Consider the following 20,214-nt stretch of genomic DNA (forward strand, 5'->3'; position numbering starts at 1 on the left):
TACGGCGTAGTTAAAAGGTGAAACGCAGGTCTGCAAAGACACTGCGCGGTTCGCCGATAAAATAACGGTCCCCGCCACCCAGGCTGGAATAATCCGCGCGCTCCGCGTAATCCACATTCGCCAGGTTTTCTATTCGCACACCGAGCGCGGTGCTGTCACTCAGCTCGTGTAGTACACGAAGATGCAATAGCTTGTGTCCATCGTACCGGTGGGCGTTTTCGATATCCGTGTAATAACTGCCGGTGTCGTGCCATTGCAGCGCGACCCGCGTGGATGCGAGCGGCTGCCAGGAGGCGTTGAGGGTGTGCAGCTGCCGCGGTGCGGTATCAATATCCTTGCCGTCACTCATGATCGGCCCGGATCCCGGCGCACTGACATTGTTGGTGTACTGGTGCCGTGCGAAAGTGCCGGTGGCACCAATGCGCCAGCGGTCCGTTAACAGCCATTCCAGTTCGTATTCCACTCCGTAATGGCGGGTCTCGCCATTGCTCAGGTTCAGCCGTTCGGAAGACTGAAATACCACGTCGGCCTTTTGCATGTAAAACGCGGTCACGCCGTAACGGATGGTTTCTGTTGACTGGCGTAACCCAAGTTCCAGGCTGTCGATGGATTCTGAATCCAGGTCTGCCTGAGACTGTCCGTTCTGCAACCGATAAAGCTCCGTCGCCTGGGGGGCGCGGAAGCCATGGGCCAGGCGCAGTATGCCGCTAGCTTCGTTGGCAAAGGTATGTACCAGGCTGGCGTTGATTGACAGATTGGCAAAGGCGTCGTTGCGGTCCTGTGGGCGGCTATAGCGGCAACCGATGGCGCCGGTAAATCCATTGATACAGGTTTCACCGCTATCCGTGGTGTCGCCGCTGATCATTTGGTTGTCGTAGTCGTAGCGCAGATACTCTCCGCGGGCGCCAATGGTCGCACTGGTTGATTGCCACAACGCCAGTTCCACCTGACTGAAGGCAGCAGCAAGCGTTGCGTTGACCGAGTAATCGTATTGTTTACCTGCGGGGAATACGGAGAAGCCGTCTTCCTGGCTTTGCTTGAGCCAAGCCGCGGTATATTCCAGATCCACACCACTGATGAACTGCACCGGCGTATTTTTGCCATGGCGCAGCGCTGTCTGCACACCAACACTGCGCTGGCCATTCTGCTCCAGCGGCGTACCCGGCAAAAAATGCATCAGGAATGCCATGTCCGTGTGGCGTAAATAAGGCGTGATTTGCAGAGCGTTGCCGTTGTCCAGCGTCCGTTCGAGGCGCATTTGCGCGCGGGCGGACTGGCTGTCGCGGAAGGCCTCGGGGTTGGGGTTCTCCCGTTTGCGCGTGTCGTTCTTGTACGCGTTCTTGCCGGTTACATAGCCGGCGGTTTCCTGATTGAGGTTGCTGATGTTCACCAGAGACTGATAGGACCAGTCCGCCAGATGGCCGTCGCCGCGCAGCTGAAGTTTTTGCTGGTCAAAACCGGAATCGTCCTTGAAGCCACCGTCGCGTGCGCCACTGAAGCCGATGCGGAACCCGCCGTCATCATCGCCGCGGCTGTAGCCCAGTTTCACCCTTTGATACTGATTGGCTCCGCCCTCAATCACCGCGTTGGTTTCCCGCCCGTTTGCAGGTGCCGCACTCAATACATTGATCACCCCGTGCTGGGCGTCCGAGCCGTACAGCACCGTCCCCGGCCCGCGCAACACCTCGATACGCCCGGCCTGCTCAAAGTTGCTGTCAAACAGCTGGTTGATGTTACAGAAACCGGTGCCGCGCACGGGTACGCCGTCCTGGGTGATCGCGAAAGCGCCGCAACCACCGGCACCGGTCAGCACCGGCGAACGAATCGCGACCAGACTTTCCTGGCCATTGCCACGATTGACCCAGGTACCCGGTACCGATGCGAGTGCCTGACTTGGGTGGACCGCGCTGATTTGCCGCAGTGCCGCATTATTCACAACCGAGATCGACTCTGCCTGTGCCTGCAGGGTGCGCGCGCTGCGTGTCGCGGTTACCGTAACCTGTTCGAGGTCGTGATTACTCTCTACGGCCTGCTCCACGGCCTGCTCCACGGCCTGGCCTTGTTCCGTTATGGCGAGTGCGCTGAGGGCTAGGGCGAGTAGTCGTGTCATTCAGTGAAAATCGGATATCGGTGAGTGATGGGGCCGCGGAAAAGGAAGCCGGTACCCGGACATGGTACCGGCACGAATGCTGCAAAAAAAGCGTGGATGAAATCGCCGGAGGGCGATTTCGGTCAGTGCATTTTCAGGCGGGGTTTCACAAAGCGGTTCGCCTGTCCGATCAGATACAGCAGCATTGCCTTTGGCCAGCCGTGCAGGGCGGCCAGGTGCATGCGATAGAGTGAGCGGTAGGCGAGGCCAGCGAGGCGCCCTTCGATGGTGAAACTGCCCTTGACCAGTCCTCCCATCAGGCTACCCACCGCGTCGAATTTGGACAGGGAAACCAGTGAGCCACGGTCCTTGTAGGTAAATGCCTGTAATTCTGCCTGCGGGTTTTCCACCAATGCGATCAGGTTGTCGCGGGCGGTCTTGGCCATCTGCTGCGCGGACTGCGCACGGGGCGGTACCTTGTGCTCGGCGGCATCGATACAGCCTGCACAGTCGCCGAGCGCGAAAATCGCCGGGTCATCTTTACTGCGCAACGAGGATGCCACTTCAATCTGGTTCTGGCGATTCAGGGTGAGACCATCGAGCGTTTGCAGGAAGTCGGGCGCCTTGACGCCGGCGGCCCAGACGCGAATGGCCGCGGGAATCTCCTCGCCGTCCTTGGTGACAAATCCGGTGGGTGTCGCCTCGGCGACCTGAGTACCTGTGAGTACGCGCACACCGAGGTTGGTCAGTTCTTTTTCCGAACTGTTGCCGAGCCGTGGCGGTAGCGCCGGCAACAGGTGTGGGCCGGCCTCAATCAGGGTGACCTTGAGATCGCCATTCTTGATGTGCCCGTAATGTCCCATCTCGTGCACCGCGTCCACCAGCTCCGCGGCCAGTTCCACACCGGTTGCACCGCCACCGACGATTGCGATTTGCACCTCTTCCGTTACACGGTTTTCCAGTTGCAGAAACTGGTCGAGCAGTCGGGTATGGAATTTCTGCGCCTGTTCGGCGCTGTCGAGAAACTGGCAGTGCTCGCGCACACCGGGGGTGTTGAAGTCATTACTCTGGCTGCCGAGGGCGAACACCAGGAAGTCGTACTCAAGTTTGCGTGCTGGTACCAGCGGTTGCCCGTCGTTGCCGTACACCTCATCCAGTTCGATGGTTTTTTCTTCCCGGTTGAGACCGCGCAGGCTGCCGAGGGCGAATTGAAACCCATTGGCGCGGGCGTGGACCTGGTAATTGAGTGCATCGAGACTGGAGTCCAGCGCACCGGTGGCCACCTGGTGTAAGAGCGGTTTCCAGATGTGTGTGCGGTTTTTGTCGACCAGCGTAATTTCCGCGGCAGGGGACTTATTGCGGCGATGAAAACGATTGAAGGAAAAGTGACGGCCGAGACTGGTGGCCAGCTGAAGCCCGCCGGCGCCGCCGCCGACAATAACGATTTTCTTCATGACAGAGATTTCCTGTAGAGCTAAAAATTCGTGCTCTTCGCGCGCCTTGGTGTGCCCCAGCGAGCCCAGACTTCGAAGGTCGGTCGATCGGGGGTGAACCTGTTTTCAGGTGCACAAGTTCGCAATCGGGCGGCGGCCTCTGTGAAGACCCGTGAGGAAGGCTGTGTTGGCTTTCCGTGAATATTTTTTTAAATACGATTGATTCTCTGGGGCGCAATACTAGCGCACTCAGCCGGATAAACAACGGCAAGTTGGTTTCAACGGAAAGTGTTTTGGTCGATATCGGGTCGGGGCGCAGCCGGGGAATGCAGGCTGTTCAGGAAATCAGTTCACTCTGGTGTCGGGTCAGTTTTTTCCAGTCGCCGCTTTGTGCCAGCTGTACCGGTTGCGCTGCATAGTGCTGTTGATCACCGGATGCTGGAAGCTCTTCGACAACACCGATGATAGCGGCGTGGCGACAGCCGGAGGCCTGTAGCGTTGTCAGGCAATCCTCGGCACAGTCTGCGGGAACGGCACCCAGAAGCCCGCCGCAGATCTGCGGGTCAACCAGCAATGGCAGCAGCGGGGCCGCGCGCCAGGCGGTCGGGTTTTGCAGTGCGGTGAAAGCGCGGGCGTTGTATTGGTGCCGGCGCGACAGCAGCCCGTGTCCGGCGCAACTTGTGGCGCCGGGCAGCAGGGGTAGGGCATCGGCAAACAGTCTGGCTCCTAGCTGGAGGGCATCCTGCCGGTTGGCGCCTTCTGTGTATGCAGACTGAGCGCTGTGGCCTATCTGCCAGTTGAGCATTTCCAGCACCCGACCCAGCAGGCCCGTGTCGTGTACCACGTCGAGTTCGTGAGCGTGGCTGGATAGAAAAATATCCGCTGCGGTCGCGTTGCTTTGTAGCATCAGCTCCAGCGCCTGCTGCATCCAGCGCCCGCGGGCTTTGCCTTGCTGTTCGGCGGCAAGCAGGGTGCCGTTGCCGAGGGGTTTGGTCAATATCAGGCAGTCACCGGCACGCAGTTGGGGTTTGCTCTGCAGCGGCTCCGTGGTTGTCTCGCCGGTAATGGTTAACGCCAATTGCAGCTCCGGGCCCTCGCCAGTGCTGCCTCCGGTTAATGCGCAATTGTGCTGATTGAGTTCCCGCGCCGCGCCGTCCAGTAATTGTTGCAGATCGCGAGTGGCGAGTTCTGATGCACCCTGGGGCAGAGTCACTTGCGCCAGCGCAGAGAGCGGCTGAACCTGGGATGCGACCAGATACGAGAGTGCATGCAGGGCACTCAAGCGGCCGAACAGCCAGGGGTCGGGTACCAGAGCCGGCAGTTGAGAAGAGCGCTGTACCAGCAAATTTCCGCTGTGGAGCCTGATTGAGCTGGTGTCTTCGCCACGGGCGAGCGCCGTTGCAATCGGCTGTGATTGCGGCAGTGACGACAAGGTGCGGTTCAGTAGGCCCGCCGCTGAGGTGATATTCGCGCGATTGCGCAGCCCGGCCACAGACATCTCGTCGCGTCGTTCAAGGCCACGTGGCGCTGGGCGCGACAGGTTCTTCCAGCTGGCAGCGAGCGATGAAAAGATGGTGGGCTTTGATTTTGTGCCGGCTGACGACCGGCCCGTATAACCTTGCTTTAGCGGGCGCATCAAGCGCCCCATCTGCTGGCGATCGCGGTGATCCTTCCAGTGCCAGAACAGACTTCCCGCTGCGGAAAAACCGCCGCGAGCGACGATGGCGCGCTGGCTGCCGCATGAAAGCAGGCTGAAAAAATGTTTGCTTGCCCGATAGGGCTTGAGTGGTTGTTCCAGCAAAGTGGCGCGGAGATTGTGATAGAGCGCAGGCCCTTGATCCAGCGCATTTCTCGCAGACCGCGGAGTGCGGGTATCTGGCGGGCTGGCTACATCGCCGGTGGCAAACACAGAGGGAAACTCCACTGCCCGCAGATATTCGTCGACTTGCACAAAGCCCTGCTCATCGAGTGCAAGGCCCGACTGGGCCAGCCACGGAGGGGCACCCGCCTCGGTGCACAGCAGCACCTTGTCCAGGGCGAGGAAGTCACCCTCATCACTGTGAACCCCCCGCGAAGTGATCTCTGCAACGCGCCAGTTGCGATGGGTGTGTACATTAAGGCGACCGAGCTCCCGCGCCACCATTCTGCGCGCCAGTAGGGCGTACTCCTCAGGAAGTCGGTTGCCCGCGTGCATCAGGTGAATTTCCACGCGCCCGCTGTATACCGGCTCTTCCAGCGCCCAGGACATGGCCATGGCCAGCTCGCAGCCGCCCAGGCCGCCACCCACAATACCCAGGCGCAGCGGTTTATGTTCACCCTGCACCTGCTGTTTCAGTTGTTGCCAGTAGCGATGGAAGTGGCCTACCGGTTTGACGGGGATGGCGAGGTCCGATCCGGGAATCTTGCGACAGGGCGTGGCGCCAACGTCGAGGGAAACCAGGTCGTATTCCAGGTCCGGGCGTCCGAGCAGGGAAACTTTCTTTTCCACCGGGTCGATATGGTGGGCACAGGCCTGAACAAAGCGTGCGCCAGCTGCACCGCAGAGGCGGGGCAAGTCGATATGGATGTCACTGAAACTGTAATGGCCGGCGATCATTCCGGGCAGCATGCCGGAGTAGGCACTTTGTACCTGCGGAGATACCAGGGTGAGACGGACGCCGGCAAGCGGCTTCTTTGCCCAGCGCTGCAAAAAAGCGGCGTGACTGTGGCCACCGCCGATCAGCACTATGTCTTGATACTGAGGTGCTTGGGCGTGGGGCGCCTGAAAGTGAGTATCTTCTCGCATCTGTGGTTTATCTGGATCGTTCACCGGTACCTGCCCTGGCCAGCTCATGCGTACCAGTTTGGTTGAAATATAAACAGTGTAACGGGGGTGCGGGCTTTAGCACGCTCTGGTCGTGCTGTTTTGAGGCATGTGGCGCCGGAATATCTGAGTCGAGTGTCGTCGGCGATGGTTTCGGCAATAAAAATTCTGGGTTGCAGGATCTCGCGACAACTCGCTGAGCGGTGCTGGTCTTTAATGTAGGGAGCGTGCAGCAACCGATCTGACCTAATCTGAAAATACCGGCTGCGCGAAATTTCTTGTGCGCTGAGTTTAGATGTCCACTTCTCCCGCGAATAAGACCGCAGAATATCGAGGAATCCACCGCCTGCTCTGGCTGCTGGTTTTCTTTCTGCTGCTTATTGGCGCCCTGAATATCTTCCTCTCCATTGTGCTTCCCGGTGCGGTCCAGCGCTGGTTACACGAGCGAGGTCTGGAAGCCCGTATCGAGCATATGGATATATCCCTGCCGAGCCTGAGCGCACACCTGCGCGGGGTGGAGGCTCGCAACGAATTCGAGCGCGGTTTTAGCGCTGAGGAAGCGACCCTTGGGCTCAGCTGGTGGCAGTTGCTGCAGGGAAAGATCCACGTAAAGCGAGTGGATTTGGTTGGGGCCTATATGGACCTCGAATCGGAGCCCGGCAAGCAAGGCAGGGTGTGGGAGATTGGTGGCTGGCGCCTGAAAGAGGGTGGGGTGAAGCCGCCGCGAAACTGGCGCGTGGACTTGACCGCCGCCACCCTGCGCGACACCACCGTTTGCTACCAGCACAAGCCCCAGTGGAACTCTCCCAGTTGTGTTCGCATGGGCTTTCTGGCGTTGGATGATTTTTTTGTTGCCGGGCTCAGGGAAAATGCCGGCGAACCACTACAGTTTTCCATCGGCGCCGATGATCTGGCGCTGGATAATCTGCTCGGCTGGGACGACCACCCTCGAAAAGATGCGGCTGGGGGGCTTGGCAGCAGGACCCAGGAGCCCGCCGAGGGCGACATGCGCAGATCCCCCGGGGAAAACCCCAACCTTGCCATCGTGCGGCTGAAGACCCGCAAGATTCGTTTTGAGCGTCCCGGCAATCTGCTCACGGTCGCTGAGACCACAACACGCAAAATCGGCAGTTGCCCGCCGGCCCGTTGGGCCGAGGCGATACCCGGCTTGCGACGAGTCACCGGCCATTGCGGTACGGCGCGGCGCCTGCAGGTACGCGGACCGGCGAGTTTCTCTTTTGGCCGGCAGTCGGAAATAGCCTGGCACCGGATAAACGGGCAGGAACTGCGCTTGCGCTATAGCAACCGGCGCCACCCCAATTGGCACGCGGAAACCATCGCCATCAATGATTTTGACTTCCTGCGCCAGGATAAATCCCTGCAATGGCAAAGTGCCGGCGCCAGCGGATTCTCGTGGTGCCCCAGTCGCCTGCGCTCCGGCCCCACCCGCCCTGGCAACCATCATTACTGTATTCGCGCCGGCAGCGTGAGGCTGCCGCAACCCACTACCCTTGATTGGCTGGACGGCTTTCGTGTCGATCTCGCCGAGGCGAGCCTTGTTCAGGGCACAGTGATTGACCGGGATGCCGACAAAGCACTGCAGAATCCCCTAAACGTAAACCATCTTCGTCTCGGGGCGTTGCAGTATCGCAACGACCGGCGCCGTCTGCAGTTGCAGAAGCTATCGCTGGACGGCGCCACCGGGTGCATTCCGGGGCAGCTCTGGGGGCAGAGGGACCACTGCGTGTTGTTGCATCAACTGGGGGTGCCAGAAGATTTTGCGTTGCAGTTTCCGCGCGAGGTCGCCAAGGGAAAAAATCCAGCGCAAACCTGGGCTCTGGAGAGCGGGCCACTTGTACTGGAAAAATTTCGTTTGGGCGCAGCTCAGGGCGAGCCGGAAGATCAGTTGTCCCTCACCGGGCTCGATTGGAGCCGGGTAGAACTCGCCCCCGGAAAAAAACGTTACCTGCTGGAAGATGTCACGCTCGACAAGTTTGCAGGCTGTATGCCCGAGGGTTTATTGCCCCAGAGATTGTCGCCACTCTGCGGTCGCCTGCAACAGCTACAGGGCAAGGGTGATTTCGTACTGGCACTCGAGCCCTCGCCCTACCTGGTGCTCGGTGAGCTGACGCTGGCGTCGCTGTTGTTGTCCGATCACTTGAGCAAGGACCCGACCCGGCAGACCGGACTGGAATTGCAACAGCTACATACTGGCACTGGATTCTTTCGTGTGCGCAGCCAGAAACTGGTACCGGGGGAGTACTTCGCCAGCGAGGATGCAGATGGCTGGTTTGGCGAGCAAGAGGAATTGCCTGATGGAAAGGACGGGGTGGAAAAAGGCCGCCTGTCGGTCGAGCGCCTCGCCAGTGAAAACGACAACACCGACGAGTCCGAAGCAGAAAAACTTGGGCAAGAAATCGGCAGCAAAATAGCGGCTCGTCAAATAGAGCTGGAACTCGCTTCGCTGTCACTGAGTAAACTTGACGGCTGCTTGCCGCTGTCGTGGCAGGCACTTGCCGGAGGCGGTAATGCCGAGCGGCGCCCGGAGTGTTTTTCGATACACAACCTGCGACAGCAGCAGCCGCTCAATCTGGCTGTCGCCACGCAGCGCAACGCTAGCGACAACAACAGCGACAACCAGGGCTCTAGGCGGCGCGTTGTTTTTTCTGCCGCGGAACTCACGGTTGAATCCGCCAATGTGAAAAGTGCCGCTAACCAATCACTGTTTTCACTGTCGCAGCTGCGATTGCCCAACGCAGATTTCCGGCTGCAATCCAGGCCGGCGCGACTGCGATTGGCGTTACCCGGGGCCGCACTGGACTCTGCAGATTTTTGTTTTGGCAAAGCCCGCTGTGTAGATGTGACAACCCTCCGCACCGGCGATCGCTTCTCGATCGACTACGGTCGCGACAGGTTTAGTGTCGATCTGAAAAATCTGGAACTCGAGCAGTTCTCTCTCAGCGGCAGCGAGCGGGACACAACCCTGGAAATCGACGGCCTGCATGGACTCGATTTACAGGCAAATCTGCCGCGCACAGCGGGCGCCCGTGCGGATTGGACGATTGGGCAATTACAGGCCAGAGCCGTAGATCTCTGCTTGCCTGCGGGGAACAAGCCCGACCGTATGCTGCCCCGCTGTGTGCGCGGGAAAGACCTGAATTCAGACGGCGGTGGTCTGACGGTGGTGAATCTGGCACTCCATCACAATCTGGACAGCCCCGCGCAATTAAAGTTGGGAAATCTTCAGGTTGAAAAGCTTGGACTGGTACAGGCCGAGCAGCCGCGCGATCCAGTGCAGTTAAATTTGCATAACCTGCGTGTTCAAAGTGCCAGCGGTTGTGGTCTCAACGACTGGCTTGCCGCGGCGCAGTTGCGTGGCGATAGCAGCGCACGCTGGCGCGGGTGTCTGTCGACTGGCGAATTGCACCTAAGTGGCGACAACCTGATTTCCCTGGGAAGCCCCGTTTCGGCGACGGAAAATAACCCGAAGAACCGGGTTTTACTCGGTCCCCTGCGGGCTGCGGAACTGAAGTTGACGCCCGTGCAGGGCGAGGCACCGATACTGCAGCTGGCGCAATTAAGGTGGCAGTCACTGGGCTGGCCCGGTGGCGCCCGTGTTCAGGTCGAAGACTTGAATGCGGTGGATTTTTTCGGCTGCCTGCCAGGTACGCCTGGAAGTGAACCGCTTAAAGACCCGCTTTGTATTGTCTTTGGGCAGTTGCAAATAGCCGGCAGCCAACGACTGGGCGCCGGAGAGGCGCTACGTGCCAATGGCCAGATTGCATTGGAGGACTTTGTCCTCCGCCAGGGCGGGCGAAAGCGGATAGAGCTTGAGCATATGCTGGTCAGCGGCCTGGTGTTTTCAACGGACGCTCTGCAAGTACAGCGGGGACAAATAAGTGGCCTCAGTGGCTGTCTTGGTTCCATCAAGCTTGCAGAAAAGCCGCATACTCCCTGCTATGAAGTTGCCAGCATACAGATTGAACGTGAACACAATTTCAGGCTAAGCAATTTGCGCAGCGGCTTATCCGAGCGAAGCTTTCACAATATTCGTGTTGAAGGTTTCAGAATAACCCAGCATGACTACCCGGCGGATTTGCCTGCTCAGCTGTTGTATATTGATTCCCTGCAAGTGGACGAGCTGGGAATTGGCCGCCAGCGAATCCTCGGTAAAAACCTGCAGTTGAACAATGTCCGCGGTTGTATTCCCCAGGCTTATATCAAAGGCATACACCACTGCATCTACCTGCAAACCATCCAGGCCAATGGTCACTTCGATCTTGCCCAGCGTCGATTGCAGCTGGATACGGTTACTGCGGATACATTGAAAGTACAGAGTGCTGGCGGAGACCTGTTGCTGGAAACGGAGTATGCCGAGGTTACCGCGCTCACCGTGGCGAAAGATTTAGTCCGTCTGATGTATCTGGGGTTAGCTAATAGCAAGTTGTTTCGACGGGATGAAGGCGCGCAGGAGTTTGTGAACCACCCCTGGAATACGGAATTTGAACGTTTGTCGCTCAATCAGTTCGAATACGTTCCCGGAAAGAAAATACTGGATATCAATACCATCGAGTTAGTGAAACCGCGCAGCATTCTGGCGCGAGGGCCGCAGGGTGACCTCGGCGCCTGGGAGCGGTTTCGCAGCCAGTCTCCGCCGCTGGAACGCTATCGCTTCCGGCGCCAGGATGTGGCCGCCGGGGCTAACCGTTTTCGCTATCGGATCAGCGAAGTCTACGTGGATCGAGGCCACTTCCTGTGGCTGGACAATCGCCACGACTATCAGGCGAGGCTGCCTGTCCGGCATATCAACCTGCTTTTGCGAGGACTCAGTAATTACCCCGAGGACGCGCCCGGGGTAATGGTTTTCAACGGCAGTCCCGGCGGATACAGCGACATGCAATTGGCGGGGCAGATAGATCTTCTGGAAAACAATCACTGGAATGCGCAACTGCTCGGTTATGTCGAGGGCGCCAACCTGATTCCGGCCACGCCCTATATCGCCAACCTGTTAGGCTACAAGATTCTGCAGGGGCAGCTGGATGCAGTAATGAATGTCAAAGTGGACGACAATATGGTCGACGCGCTGGCCAAAATGGAGTTGCAGAAAATCAAGGTTCGCCGTGTGCGCGATAGCGATAACCTCGAAGTCAAATCCAGCTTTATACCGCTCAGCCTTGCACTGGCCTTGCTGAAAGACGGTAATGGCGATGTGCGTTTTGAAATGCCGGTGACTGGCGACTTGTACGACCCGGAATTTTCCCTGAGCTTTATTTTCAGCGACCTCTTGCAGCGTGCAATCCTTGAAGCACTGTTTGCCTACTTTACCCCGGTAGGCTTTTACAGTCTGGCGAAGCTGGCGTGGGCGCGATTCCGCGCGGTCAGTTTCTCGGACCTCGAATTTTCCCCCGGCAGCGATACCCTGAGTGAAGCCGCGAAGGCGCAGCTCAATGGTATGGTGGCGAAAATGCGTGACAATCCCAAGGCCCGCCCGGGTATCTGCGGTGTGGCTACGGCGCGAGACCTGGAAATCATGTTCCCTCATGAGACCGGTGCGGTGTTCGCAGCGGGAGAAGCCCGCGACAGCTTCTATAAGGAGCCCCCGCGCGGCATTCGCGAGGAGCTGTTGCGCTTGTCTCACCGCCGCAGTCGCGAAGTACAGAAATTCCTGATTGAGGCCGGGCTCGATCAGGAGGACTTTATCCAGTGCGCACCGGACTATATTGGTACCGACTCTGATGCGCCCAGAGTGGAATTTTCCAACTGACGTGCGACAAGTCGTCAGCCGTCAAGAATCCATCATCAAGGTCGGACAACAGGAGAGACATCATGGCAAAAAATCTCACCCAACAGTTGATCGAACAGCACCTGGTCAGCGGCAAGATGCATCCGGGCGAAGCCGTGAAACTAAAAATCGACCAGACGCTGTGCCAGGATGCCACCGGCACCATGGTGATGCTGGAGTTCGAGGCCCTGGGTTTTCCCCGGGTCAAAACGGAACTCTCCGCCCAGTACGTGGACCACAACCTGATCCAGGCGGACTTCAAAAACGCCGACGACCACCTGTTTTTACGCAGCGCCAGCCGCAAATGGGGCATCTGGTTTTCCCGCCCCGGCAATGGCATTAGTCACGCGGTGCACATGGCCTGCTTTGGCGTGCCCGGAAAAACCCTGCTGGGCTCCGACAGCCATACCTGTGCCGGTGGCGCCATGGGGATGCTCGCCATGGGGGCCGGGGGATTGCAGGTAGCGCTGGCGATGGCCGGGTTGCCCTTCTCGCTGGTGATGCCGGAAGTCGTCGGTGTCGAGGTCACCGGCAAGTTGCCACCCTGGGTCAGCGCCAAGGATGTGATCCTGGAAATGTTGCGGCGTTACGATGTAAAAGGCGGCGTAAACAAAGTGTTTGAATATTACGGTCCGGGTCTCGATAACCTGACTGCCATGGATCGCCATGTTATTGCCAATATGGGGCAGGAAATGGGCGCGACCGCCAGCGTGTTCCCCGCGGATGAAAAAGTGCGGGCTTTTCTGCGGCAGCAGGGGCGCGAGGAGGACTTTGTCGAGCTGAAAGCGGAAGAGGGGGCGCAATACGATCAGCGTGAACAGATCGACCTTTCGAAGCTCGAACCGATGATTGCCTGCCCCTCCAGCCCGGGCAAGGTCGTTACTGTGCGCGAAGTGGCGGGAAAGCCCATCTATCAAAGCTATATTGGTTCTTCGGCCAACCCCGGCCTTCGGGATTTTGTGATCCCCGCAAAAATGGTGGAAGGAAAGAAAATCCCGGAAGATATATCACTGGATATCAATCCCACCAGCCGTCAATTACTGGAAGAAATCAGCCGCACCGGCGACCTTAACAGCCTGTTACAGGCCGGTGCGCGTCTGCACCAGACCGGGTGCAACGGCTGTATCGGTATGGGGCAGGCGCCGGCCAGTGGTCGCATCAGCCTGCGCACGGTACCGCGCAACTTCCCCGGCCGCTCCGGCACCAAAGAGGATCAGGTCTATCTGTGCAGCCCGGAAACCGCTACCGCCAGTGCCCTCGCTGGTAAGATCACAGACCCACGGGATATGGACATGGATTACCCGGCGTTCACCGAGCCGGAAAAGCTCGATGACATGCGCCCGCTGATGCTGGGCCCCCAGGACACCAGCAACGAGATTCCCGTGGAGCTGGAGAAAGGCCCCAATATCCAGCCGTTGCCAGATTTTGAGCCCCTATCCGAACAGTTGAGTGGCCCCATCCTGCTCAAGGCCGGTGACAATGTCTCCACCGACGAGATACTGCCTGCGGGTACCGACATTCTTCCATTGCGCTCGAATATCCCGGCCATCAGCCACTTCACCTTTTCCCGTATCGATGAAGATTTTTACCAACGGGCCAAAAAGCATGGGGGAGATTGCTTCGTCATCGGGGGGGATAACTACGGACAGGGTTCCAGCCGTGAGCATGCGGCTATAGCGCCGCGCTATCTCGGCGTGCGCGCCGTTATCGCGGTGTCCATGGCTCGTATCCATCGCCGCAACCTGATCAATTTCGGCATAGTGCCGCTGCTATTCAAGCAGGCGGCGGATCTGGCACGCCTGAATCAGGACGACCAACTGGAATTCGAAGATCTTCCGTCGCAATTACAGAACGGCAACACCGTCCAGGTGAAACTGGCGAACGGGAAAACCCTGGAAGTTATCCACAATATGAGCGATGAAGAGGTGGCGACCGTGATTGCCGGCGGGCTGATCAATGAAGTGCGCAAGGAAGCCGGGGGTTGATTTCACATTATCGGTTAACGGCTGTTCCCTTACTAACAGCTGTTCGCCTACGGTGAAAGTCGATCCAGGCGCAGTCGTTCGCGTGCATCAAACAGCCGCCGCGCACACAGCGCCACCGCGACAAAGGTGCCGAAGCCGGTGCCGGCGGCGATGGTGAACATGATCAGTATCTGATACTTCACTGCCAATGCTGGCGAACTGCCGGCGAGAATCTGCCCGGTCATCATGCCTGGCAGGGATACGATACCCGCGGCGGCCATGGCATTGATGGTGGGCATCAGGCCCGCGCGCATGGCATCCCGGCGCAGCTGGGCACTGGCCTGCTGCCAGGTTTCTCCCAGCATCAGGCGGTTTTCGATTTCACCGCGTCCTTTGCGCGCCCCTTCTGTCAGCCTTTCCAGCCCGAGGGCCACACCGGTCATGGTATTGCCCAGCAGCATACCCAGCAGGGGAATGGCATATTGCGGCAGGTACCAGGGCTGGGGGCTGATAATCACCACCAGTGTCAGCACGGTAATAGTGAACCCGGAGACAAACATCGACAGGGTGCCGATGCCGAAACTCCAGCCGCCCCGCAGCCGGTATTGCTGGCGGGCCACCACCTCGCGCCCCGCCAGCAACAGCATGGCAAATCCCATCAGTGCCACCCACAGCAGGCTGCCGACCGCGAACAGCGCCTCCAGCACAAAGCCGATTAAAGCGAGCTGAATGGCGGTGCGCGCGGCGGCTATCAGCAGCGGGCGGCCAACCCTCAGTTGCGCCAGCCAGGTGCAGGCCGCTAGCGCCAGCACCAGCCCCGCGGCAATTCCCAGCTGCCACCAGCTCAGGTCGATGGTATTCACGATGCGTCCTTCATGATGTCACCGCCTGTTCTTTTACGCCGGAATTTTCAATGTGAAAGTGCCGGTCGGCGACCCGTTGAATCTGGTCTTCATGATGGGCTACCCACAGGGTGGGGATCTTTTGTTCGCGGATGGTGTCACACAGCCAGTGTTCCACGAGCTGGGTATTGTCTTTATCCAGGTTTGCGGTGGGCTCGTCCAGCAGCAACGCCGAGGGTTTGCGGGACAGGGCGCGGGCGAGCGCAAGGCGCTGCTTCTCTCCGGAGGATAGGCGGGACACCTGCCATTCAAACGCCTCTGGGGGCAGCCCAACCTGTTCCAGTAGCTGTTCAGGGCGGCCTTTAAAATGCTCGCCGACGGTCTCGTGCCACCAGGCGCTTTCCGCGGGTACCAGCATTACCGCACTTCGCCAGCGGTGGCCGGGAAGTGCGCTTTGTTCGGTGTTTCCCAGCTGTACCTGCCCATCGTGTAATTCCAGGTCGGCAATGGCACGCAGCAAGCGGCTTTTGCCTGAGCCAGAGGGACCGGAAAGACAAAGGATTTCTCCCGCTGTGATATCCAGTTGAATGGATTCCAGATCCCCCACAGCGACGTCGCACAGTTTCAGGTTGCTCATTTTCTGGCTAGCAAGGCAGATGGCTGGAGAGGGGGCTGGACGGGAAATTTGGGGCGGACATTAGCTGGCTACCTTGCTGGCGGGAGAACAGGAACAGCGAAAACACTGTTTTTATCAGGAACGGATACTGCACCGCAATCCTGTTACCTCAGACGCGCAGGCTTTGAACCCCTCGCCACTGTCCGCCATAATCCCCCCTCTGTATGCACGACACCCAACAAAATAACGAGACTCTCGCAGTATGACCGAGCCCTCAGTCTTTGAAGCATCCGAACGCCAGCACCTGGCGGATTACACCGAGAAGGCGTACCTGGACTACTCCATGTACGTGATTCTCGATCGCGCCCTGCCCAATATCGGCGACGGTCTCAAGCCGGTGCAGCGCCGTATTGTCTACGCCATGAGCGAATTGGGGCTGAAGGCCAGCGCCAAGTACAAAAAGTCCGCGCGTACCGTGGGCGACGTGATCGGTAAGTACCACCCGCACGGTGACAGTGCGGTGTACGAGGCGATGGTGCTGATGGCGCAGCCGTTCAGCTACCGCTACCCGCTGGTGGACGGCCAGGGCAACTGGGGCTCGCCGGATGACCCCAAATCCTTCGCCGCCATGCGTTACACCGAATCCCGTATGGGCAAGTACTCCGAGGTACTGCTGTCCGAGCTGGGACAGGGCACCGTGGACTGGCAGCCCAACTTCGACGGCACCATGCACGAGCCTGCGGTTCTGCCGGCGCGAGTACCCAATATCCTGCTGAACGGCACCACCGGCATCGCCGTGGGCATGGCCACGGATATCCCGCCGCACAACCTGCGCGAGGTGGTGGATGCCACGGTGCATATGCTGGAGAACCCCAAAGCCACGGTCAGTGAGTTGTGTGCGTACATCCAGGGCCCGGATATGCCCACCGAGGCCGAGATTATCTCGCCGCGGGCTGACCTGCAGAAAATGTACGAGACCGGTAAGGGCTCGGTGAAAATGCGTGCGGTTTGGACCAAGGAAGACGGTGACATCATCATCACCGCGCTGCCTTACCAGGCCAGTGGCTCGAAAGTGCTGGAGCAGATCGCCGCACAGATGCAGGCCAAGAAGCTACCGATGGTGTCCGACCTGCGCGATGAATCGGACCACGAGAACCCAACCCGCCTGGTGATTGTGCCCAAGTCCAATCGCGTGGACCTGGAGCAGGTAATGAACCACCTGTTCGCGACCACCGACCTGGAGAAGAGCTACCGCGTCAACCTGAACATGATCGGTGTCGACGGTCGCCCGCAGGTGAAGTCACTGGACAAGATCCTCACCGAGTGGCTGAGCTTCCGTACCGTTACCACGAGACGCCGCCTGCAGTTCCGCCTCGACAAGGTCGAGCGGCGCCTGCACCTGTTGGATGGCTTGTTGATCGCATTCCTCAATATCGATGAAGTGATCGAGATCATCCGCACCCACGATGAGCCGAAACAGGAACTGATGCGGCGCTTTGAGCTGTCGGAAGTTCAGGCGGAATATGTCCTCGATACCAAGTTGCGCCAGTTGGCGCGCCTCGAGGAGATGAAGATCCGCGGTGAACAGGCGGAGCTGGAAAAAGAGCGCGAGAGCCTTACCAAAACCCTCGGCAGCGAGCGCCGCCTGAAGACCCTGATCAAGAAAGAACTACTGGCCGCCGCCGATGAATTCGGGGATGAGCGCCGCTCGCCCATCGTGCAGCGGGAAGAAGCCAAGGCATTCAGTGAAACCGAACTGTTGTCCTCCGACCCGATTACCGTTGTGCTCTCCGCCAAGGGCTGGATTCGCCAGGCCAAGGGCCACGAGATCGACCCGGAGTCCCTCAGTTACAAGGCCGGTGACGGCTTCAAATACGCCGCCCGTGGCAAGAGCAACCAGCCGGCGCTGTTACTGGACAGCACCGGACGTAGCTACGCCATTGCCGCCCACTCGCTGCCTTCCGCACGGGGGCAGGGTGAGCCGTTGTCGGGGCGGATCAATCCGCCGTCCGGGGCCACCTTCGAGGGCCTGCTGATGGGCGGGGACGATCAGAAGGTATTGCTGGCATCCGACGCTGGTTATGGCTTTATCGCGAAGTACGCCGACTTGCAGTCCCGCAACAAGGCGGGCAAGGCCATGCTGAGTTTGCCCAAAGGCGCGCAGGTGCTGCCTCCCCAGGAAATCGAAAACCCGGAGTCTGCATTGCTTGCGGCGGTAACCAGCGAGGGCCGCATGCTGGTATTCCCGGTATCGGAACTCCCGGAGCTCTCCAAAGGCAAGGGCAACAAAATCATTAACATCCCTGCCGCACGTGCCGCCAGCCGCGAGGAAATTGTGGTGGGTATTGCCGTGCTGGAAGGCAAGGATCAACTGATCATCCATGCGGGCAAGCGCCACACCAAGATCAAGATTGCCGAGCTGGAGCACTACGAGGGCGAGCGCGGCCGAAGGGGTAACAAACTGCCGCGTGGTTTCCAGAAGGTGGACAAGGTGGAAGTCGAGAGAAAATAAGAGACTGACCAGGGCAAATAAAAAAGAGGGCGCAATGCCCTCTTTTTTTATTTGCCCTGGAAGAGCATCGAAAAGAATTACTTGGCGGGATACCAGGTCTGGGTCCGGTAGAAGAACCCGAGGTAGCCGCGGACTTTGAGGTTGCCGCCCTCCACCCACATCTTGCAGTCGTAGACCTTGCCTTTGGCGGGGTCGAGAATCTGACCGCCCTCGTAGACGTCACCTTTTTTCACCATATCGGTGATGACATTCATGCCGACGATTTTTTTGCCCTTGTTGGCGCCCGGGCAGGCGTCGCATACGGTATCGTCCGGCTTCATCAGCAGGTCGACCACCTTGCCGTAATATTTGCCGCCCTGTTCGTAAATCTCGACAACCGATTTTTTCTGCCCGGTTTCGTCATCGATGGTCGTCCAGCGGCCAACCACGTCGGCAAAGGCGAGCTGAGTGGTGAACAGCAGTGTGGTGAGTGCAAGGATTAGAGCCTTCAGCGGAGAGAGTCGGTTTTTCATAAAGGGATCCATCGCTAAAATAAGGTGTGACCATATCACCTTATTTGGTCGGTTTCTGCCATTTGGCTTCCAATTTAGTGTAGATGTTCGCAGAAAGGGTGCCGCGACAAAATACGGCTGGCGCTGTCATTAACTGGAATCTGTGAACTACCGGGTGTGTGTTCACCGTCAGGAAGAGCAGCTGATGGGCAGATGTTTGCCCGCGTCCGTTGGCGCCGCCGCCCACTCTTCGAATCCCGGGTGCTCGTCAAACGGCGCCTGCAACAGATCAAAGAAAACACTCAGGGGCTGGTAGTCACCGGCCTCTGCGGCTTCGATCACTTTCTGTGCCAGGTAATTGCGCAGCACAAATTTGGGGTTTGTTGCCAGCATTGCGCGGCTGCGTTCCTGCACAGAGCGCGTCTCCTTTTGCAGGCGCTGATCGTAGCGCTGTAACCAATTTCCCAGGGCTTCATGTTGCGAAGGTGAGACCAGGGCTTCCAGCGTGCCCGCCGGTCGTTCGCCAGCGTAGTGGCTCAGGGCGCGGAAAAATAGCGAGTAATCCACGCGGCCGTGCTCGAGCAATTCCAGCAAGTCTGCACACAATTGCTGGTCGCCGTCATCTTCCATTTCCAGTCCCAGTTTGGCTCGCATCAGCCCCGCGTAGTAGTCGATCAGCAGCGGCTGAAACTCCCCGAGACAATCCTTCAGAACTTCCGTATCAAGCAGTGAGGAAAAAGCGTGAGCCAGCGCGTTAAGGTTCCACAGCACCACACCCGGTTGTGCATCAAATGCATAGCGGCCGGTGTGGTCGGAGTGATTGCAGATAAAACCCGGTTCGTAATCGTCGAGAAATCCGTAGGGACCAAAGTCGAAGGTGTCGCCAATGATCGACATATTGTCCGTGTTTAATACACCGTGGGCGAAACCCACCGATTGCCAGCCGGCCGCCAGTTCCGCACTGCGCTGTACCGTAAACCGCAACAGCGCCTCAGCTTGCTGTTGAATGGGTTGGTCCTTAACGTCAGGAATAAACTGTTCACAGACAAATTCCACTAGCCGTTTTTGCGCATCCAGCTGGCGGGTGTAGAACAGGTATTCGAAATGCCCGAAGCGGATGTGCGTGCGCGCCACACGAATCAGCGCCGCACCGGTTTCCATTTTTTCCCGCGCCACCGGCTCATTACTGCCGGCAATACTGAGTGCGCGGGTGCTGCGAATCCTCAGGGCTGTCAATGCTTCGCCTGCCAGGTATTCGCGAATGGTGGAGCGCAATACTGCGCGTCCGTCACCAAAACGAGAGTAGGGGGTTTTACCTGCGCCCTTGAGGTGCAGGTCCCAGCGCTTGCCCGCGTGCTCCGCTTCGCCAAGCAGTAGGGCGCGGCCGTCTCCCAATTCCGGGTTGTATCCGCCAAACTGGTGACCGGTATATTTCATGGCAGTGGGTTCGCTGCCAGCAAATAACTTTGCCCCGGTGGTGTACAGGGGCCAGTCAGGATGCTCAACGTCTTTTGTGTCGAGACCAATGAGGGCCATCACCTGCTGGTTAACGTGAATTTGATGCGGATTCTGCAGTGGGGCTGGGGGCGTGGGAGTGCCGAAGGCCGGCCCCAGGTCGGCGTAGTGATGTTGCAGGTGCAGCTGGTCGAGAGAGCTCGTTTGAGCGCCGGATTTGGTCACAG

The 20,214-nt window shown here is 58.8% G+C and carries 10 protein-coding genes; 3 read left to right on the plus strand and 7 right to left on the minus strand.

What is annotated here, in order from left to right; translation table 11 throughout:
• Positions 1-10: 10 nt before the first annotated feature.
• The 3 genes from LC059_RS00565 to LC059_RS00575 form a co-directional block, all read right to left on the minus strand.
• Complete coding sequence (locus LC059_RS00565; protein WP_226701913.1) at positions 11-2,110, minus strand: TonB-dependent receptor; 2,100 nt, start codon at positions 2,108-2,110, stop codon at positions 11-13.
• A gap of 122 nt (positions 2,111-2,232) precedes the next feature.
• The gene (locus LC059_RS00570) at positions 2,233-3,543 is read right to left on the minus strand and encodes an NAD(P)/FAD-dependent oxidoreductase (protein ID WP_226701914.1); all 1,311 of its coding nucleotides are present in this window, start codon (positions 3,541-3,543) and stop codon (positions 2,233-2,235) included.
• Positions 3,544-3,859: 316 nt separating this feature from the next.
• Positions 3,860-6,355, minus strand: coding sequence for an FAD-dependent oxidoreductase (locus tag LC059_RS00575; RefSeq protein WP_226701915.1), 2,496 nt, complete (start codon positions 6,353-6,355; stop codon positions 3,860-3,862).
• 265 nt (positions 6,356-6,620) lie between these two features.
• On the opposite strand from LC059_RS00575, the gene LC059_RS00580 reads away from it, so the two are divergent.
• Both LC059_RS00580 and LC059_RS00585 read left to right on the plus strand, forming a co-directional pair.
• A complete protein-coding gene (locus LC059_RS00580; RefSeq protein ID WP_226701916.1) occupies positions 6,621-12,089 on the plus strand; it encodes a DUF748 domain-containing protein in 5,469 nt (1,822 codons plus the stop codon).
• Between the two features lie 62 nt (positions 12,090-12,151).
• Positions 12,152-14,092, plus strand: coding sequence for an aconitate hydratase (locus LC059_RS00585; protein WP_226701917.1), 1,941 nt, complete (start codon positions 12,152-12,154; stop codon positions 14,090-14,092).
• Positions 14,093-14,139: 47 nt separating this feature from the next.
• Here LC059_RS00585 and LC059_RS00590 read toward each other — a convergent pair whose 3' ends face one another.
• Positions 14,140-14,934: an ABC transporter permease gene (locus LC059_RS00590; RefSeq protein WP_226701918.1), complete on the minus strand. Its 795-nt coding sequence runs from the start codon at positions 14,932-14,934 to the stop codon at positions 14,140-14,142.
• 10 nt (positions 14,935-14,944) lie between these two features.
• Positions 14,945-15,550, minus strand: coding sequence for an ATP-binding cassette domain-containing protein (locus LC059_RS00595; protein ID WP_226701919.1), 606 nt, complete (start codon positions 15,548-15,550; stop codon positions 14,945-14,947).
• 241 nt (positions 15,551-15,791) lie between these two features.
• Between LC059_RS00595 and parC the strand changes: the two genes are divergently transcribed.
• Entirely contained in the window at positions 15,792-18,041 is a 2,250-nt protein-coding gene (gene parC / locus LC059_RS00600) for a DNA topoisomerase IV subunit A (protein ID WP_226701920.1), read from the plus strand.
• 77 nt (positions 18,042-18,118) lie between these two features.
• On the opposite strand, the gene LC059_RS00605 is transcribed toward parC, so the two are convergent.
• Together LC059_RS00605 and LC059_RS00610 are read right to left on the minus strand one after the other, a co-directional pair.
• Positions 18,119-18,553, minus strand: coding sequence for a DUF2147 domain-containing protein (locus tag LC059_RS00605; RefSeq protein WP_226701921.1), 435 nt, complete (start codon positions 18,551-18,553; stop codon positions 18,119-18,121).
• A gap of 168 nt (positions 18,554-18,721) precedes the next feature.
• Positions 18,722-20,212: a protein adenylyltransferase SelO gene (locus LC059_RS00610; protein WP_226701922.1), complete on the minus strand. Its 1,491-nt coding sequence runs from the start codon at positions 20,210-20,212 to the stop codon at positions 18,722-18,724.
• Positions 20,213-20,214: the final 2 nt, after the last annotated feature.

It is taken from the genome of Microbulbifer elongatus (genome assembly GCF_020524885.1).
Taxonomy (GTDB): domain Bacteria; phylum Pseudomonadota; class Gammaproteobacteria; order Pseudomonadales; family Cellvibrionaceae; genus Microbulbifer; species Microbulbifer elongatus_A.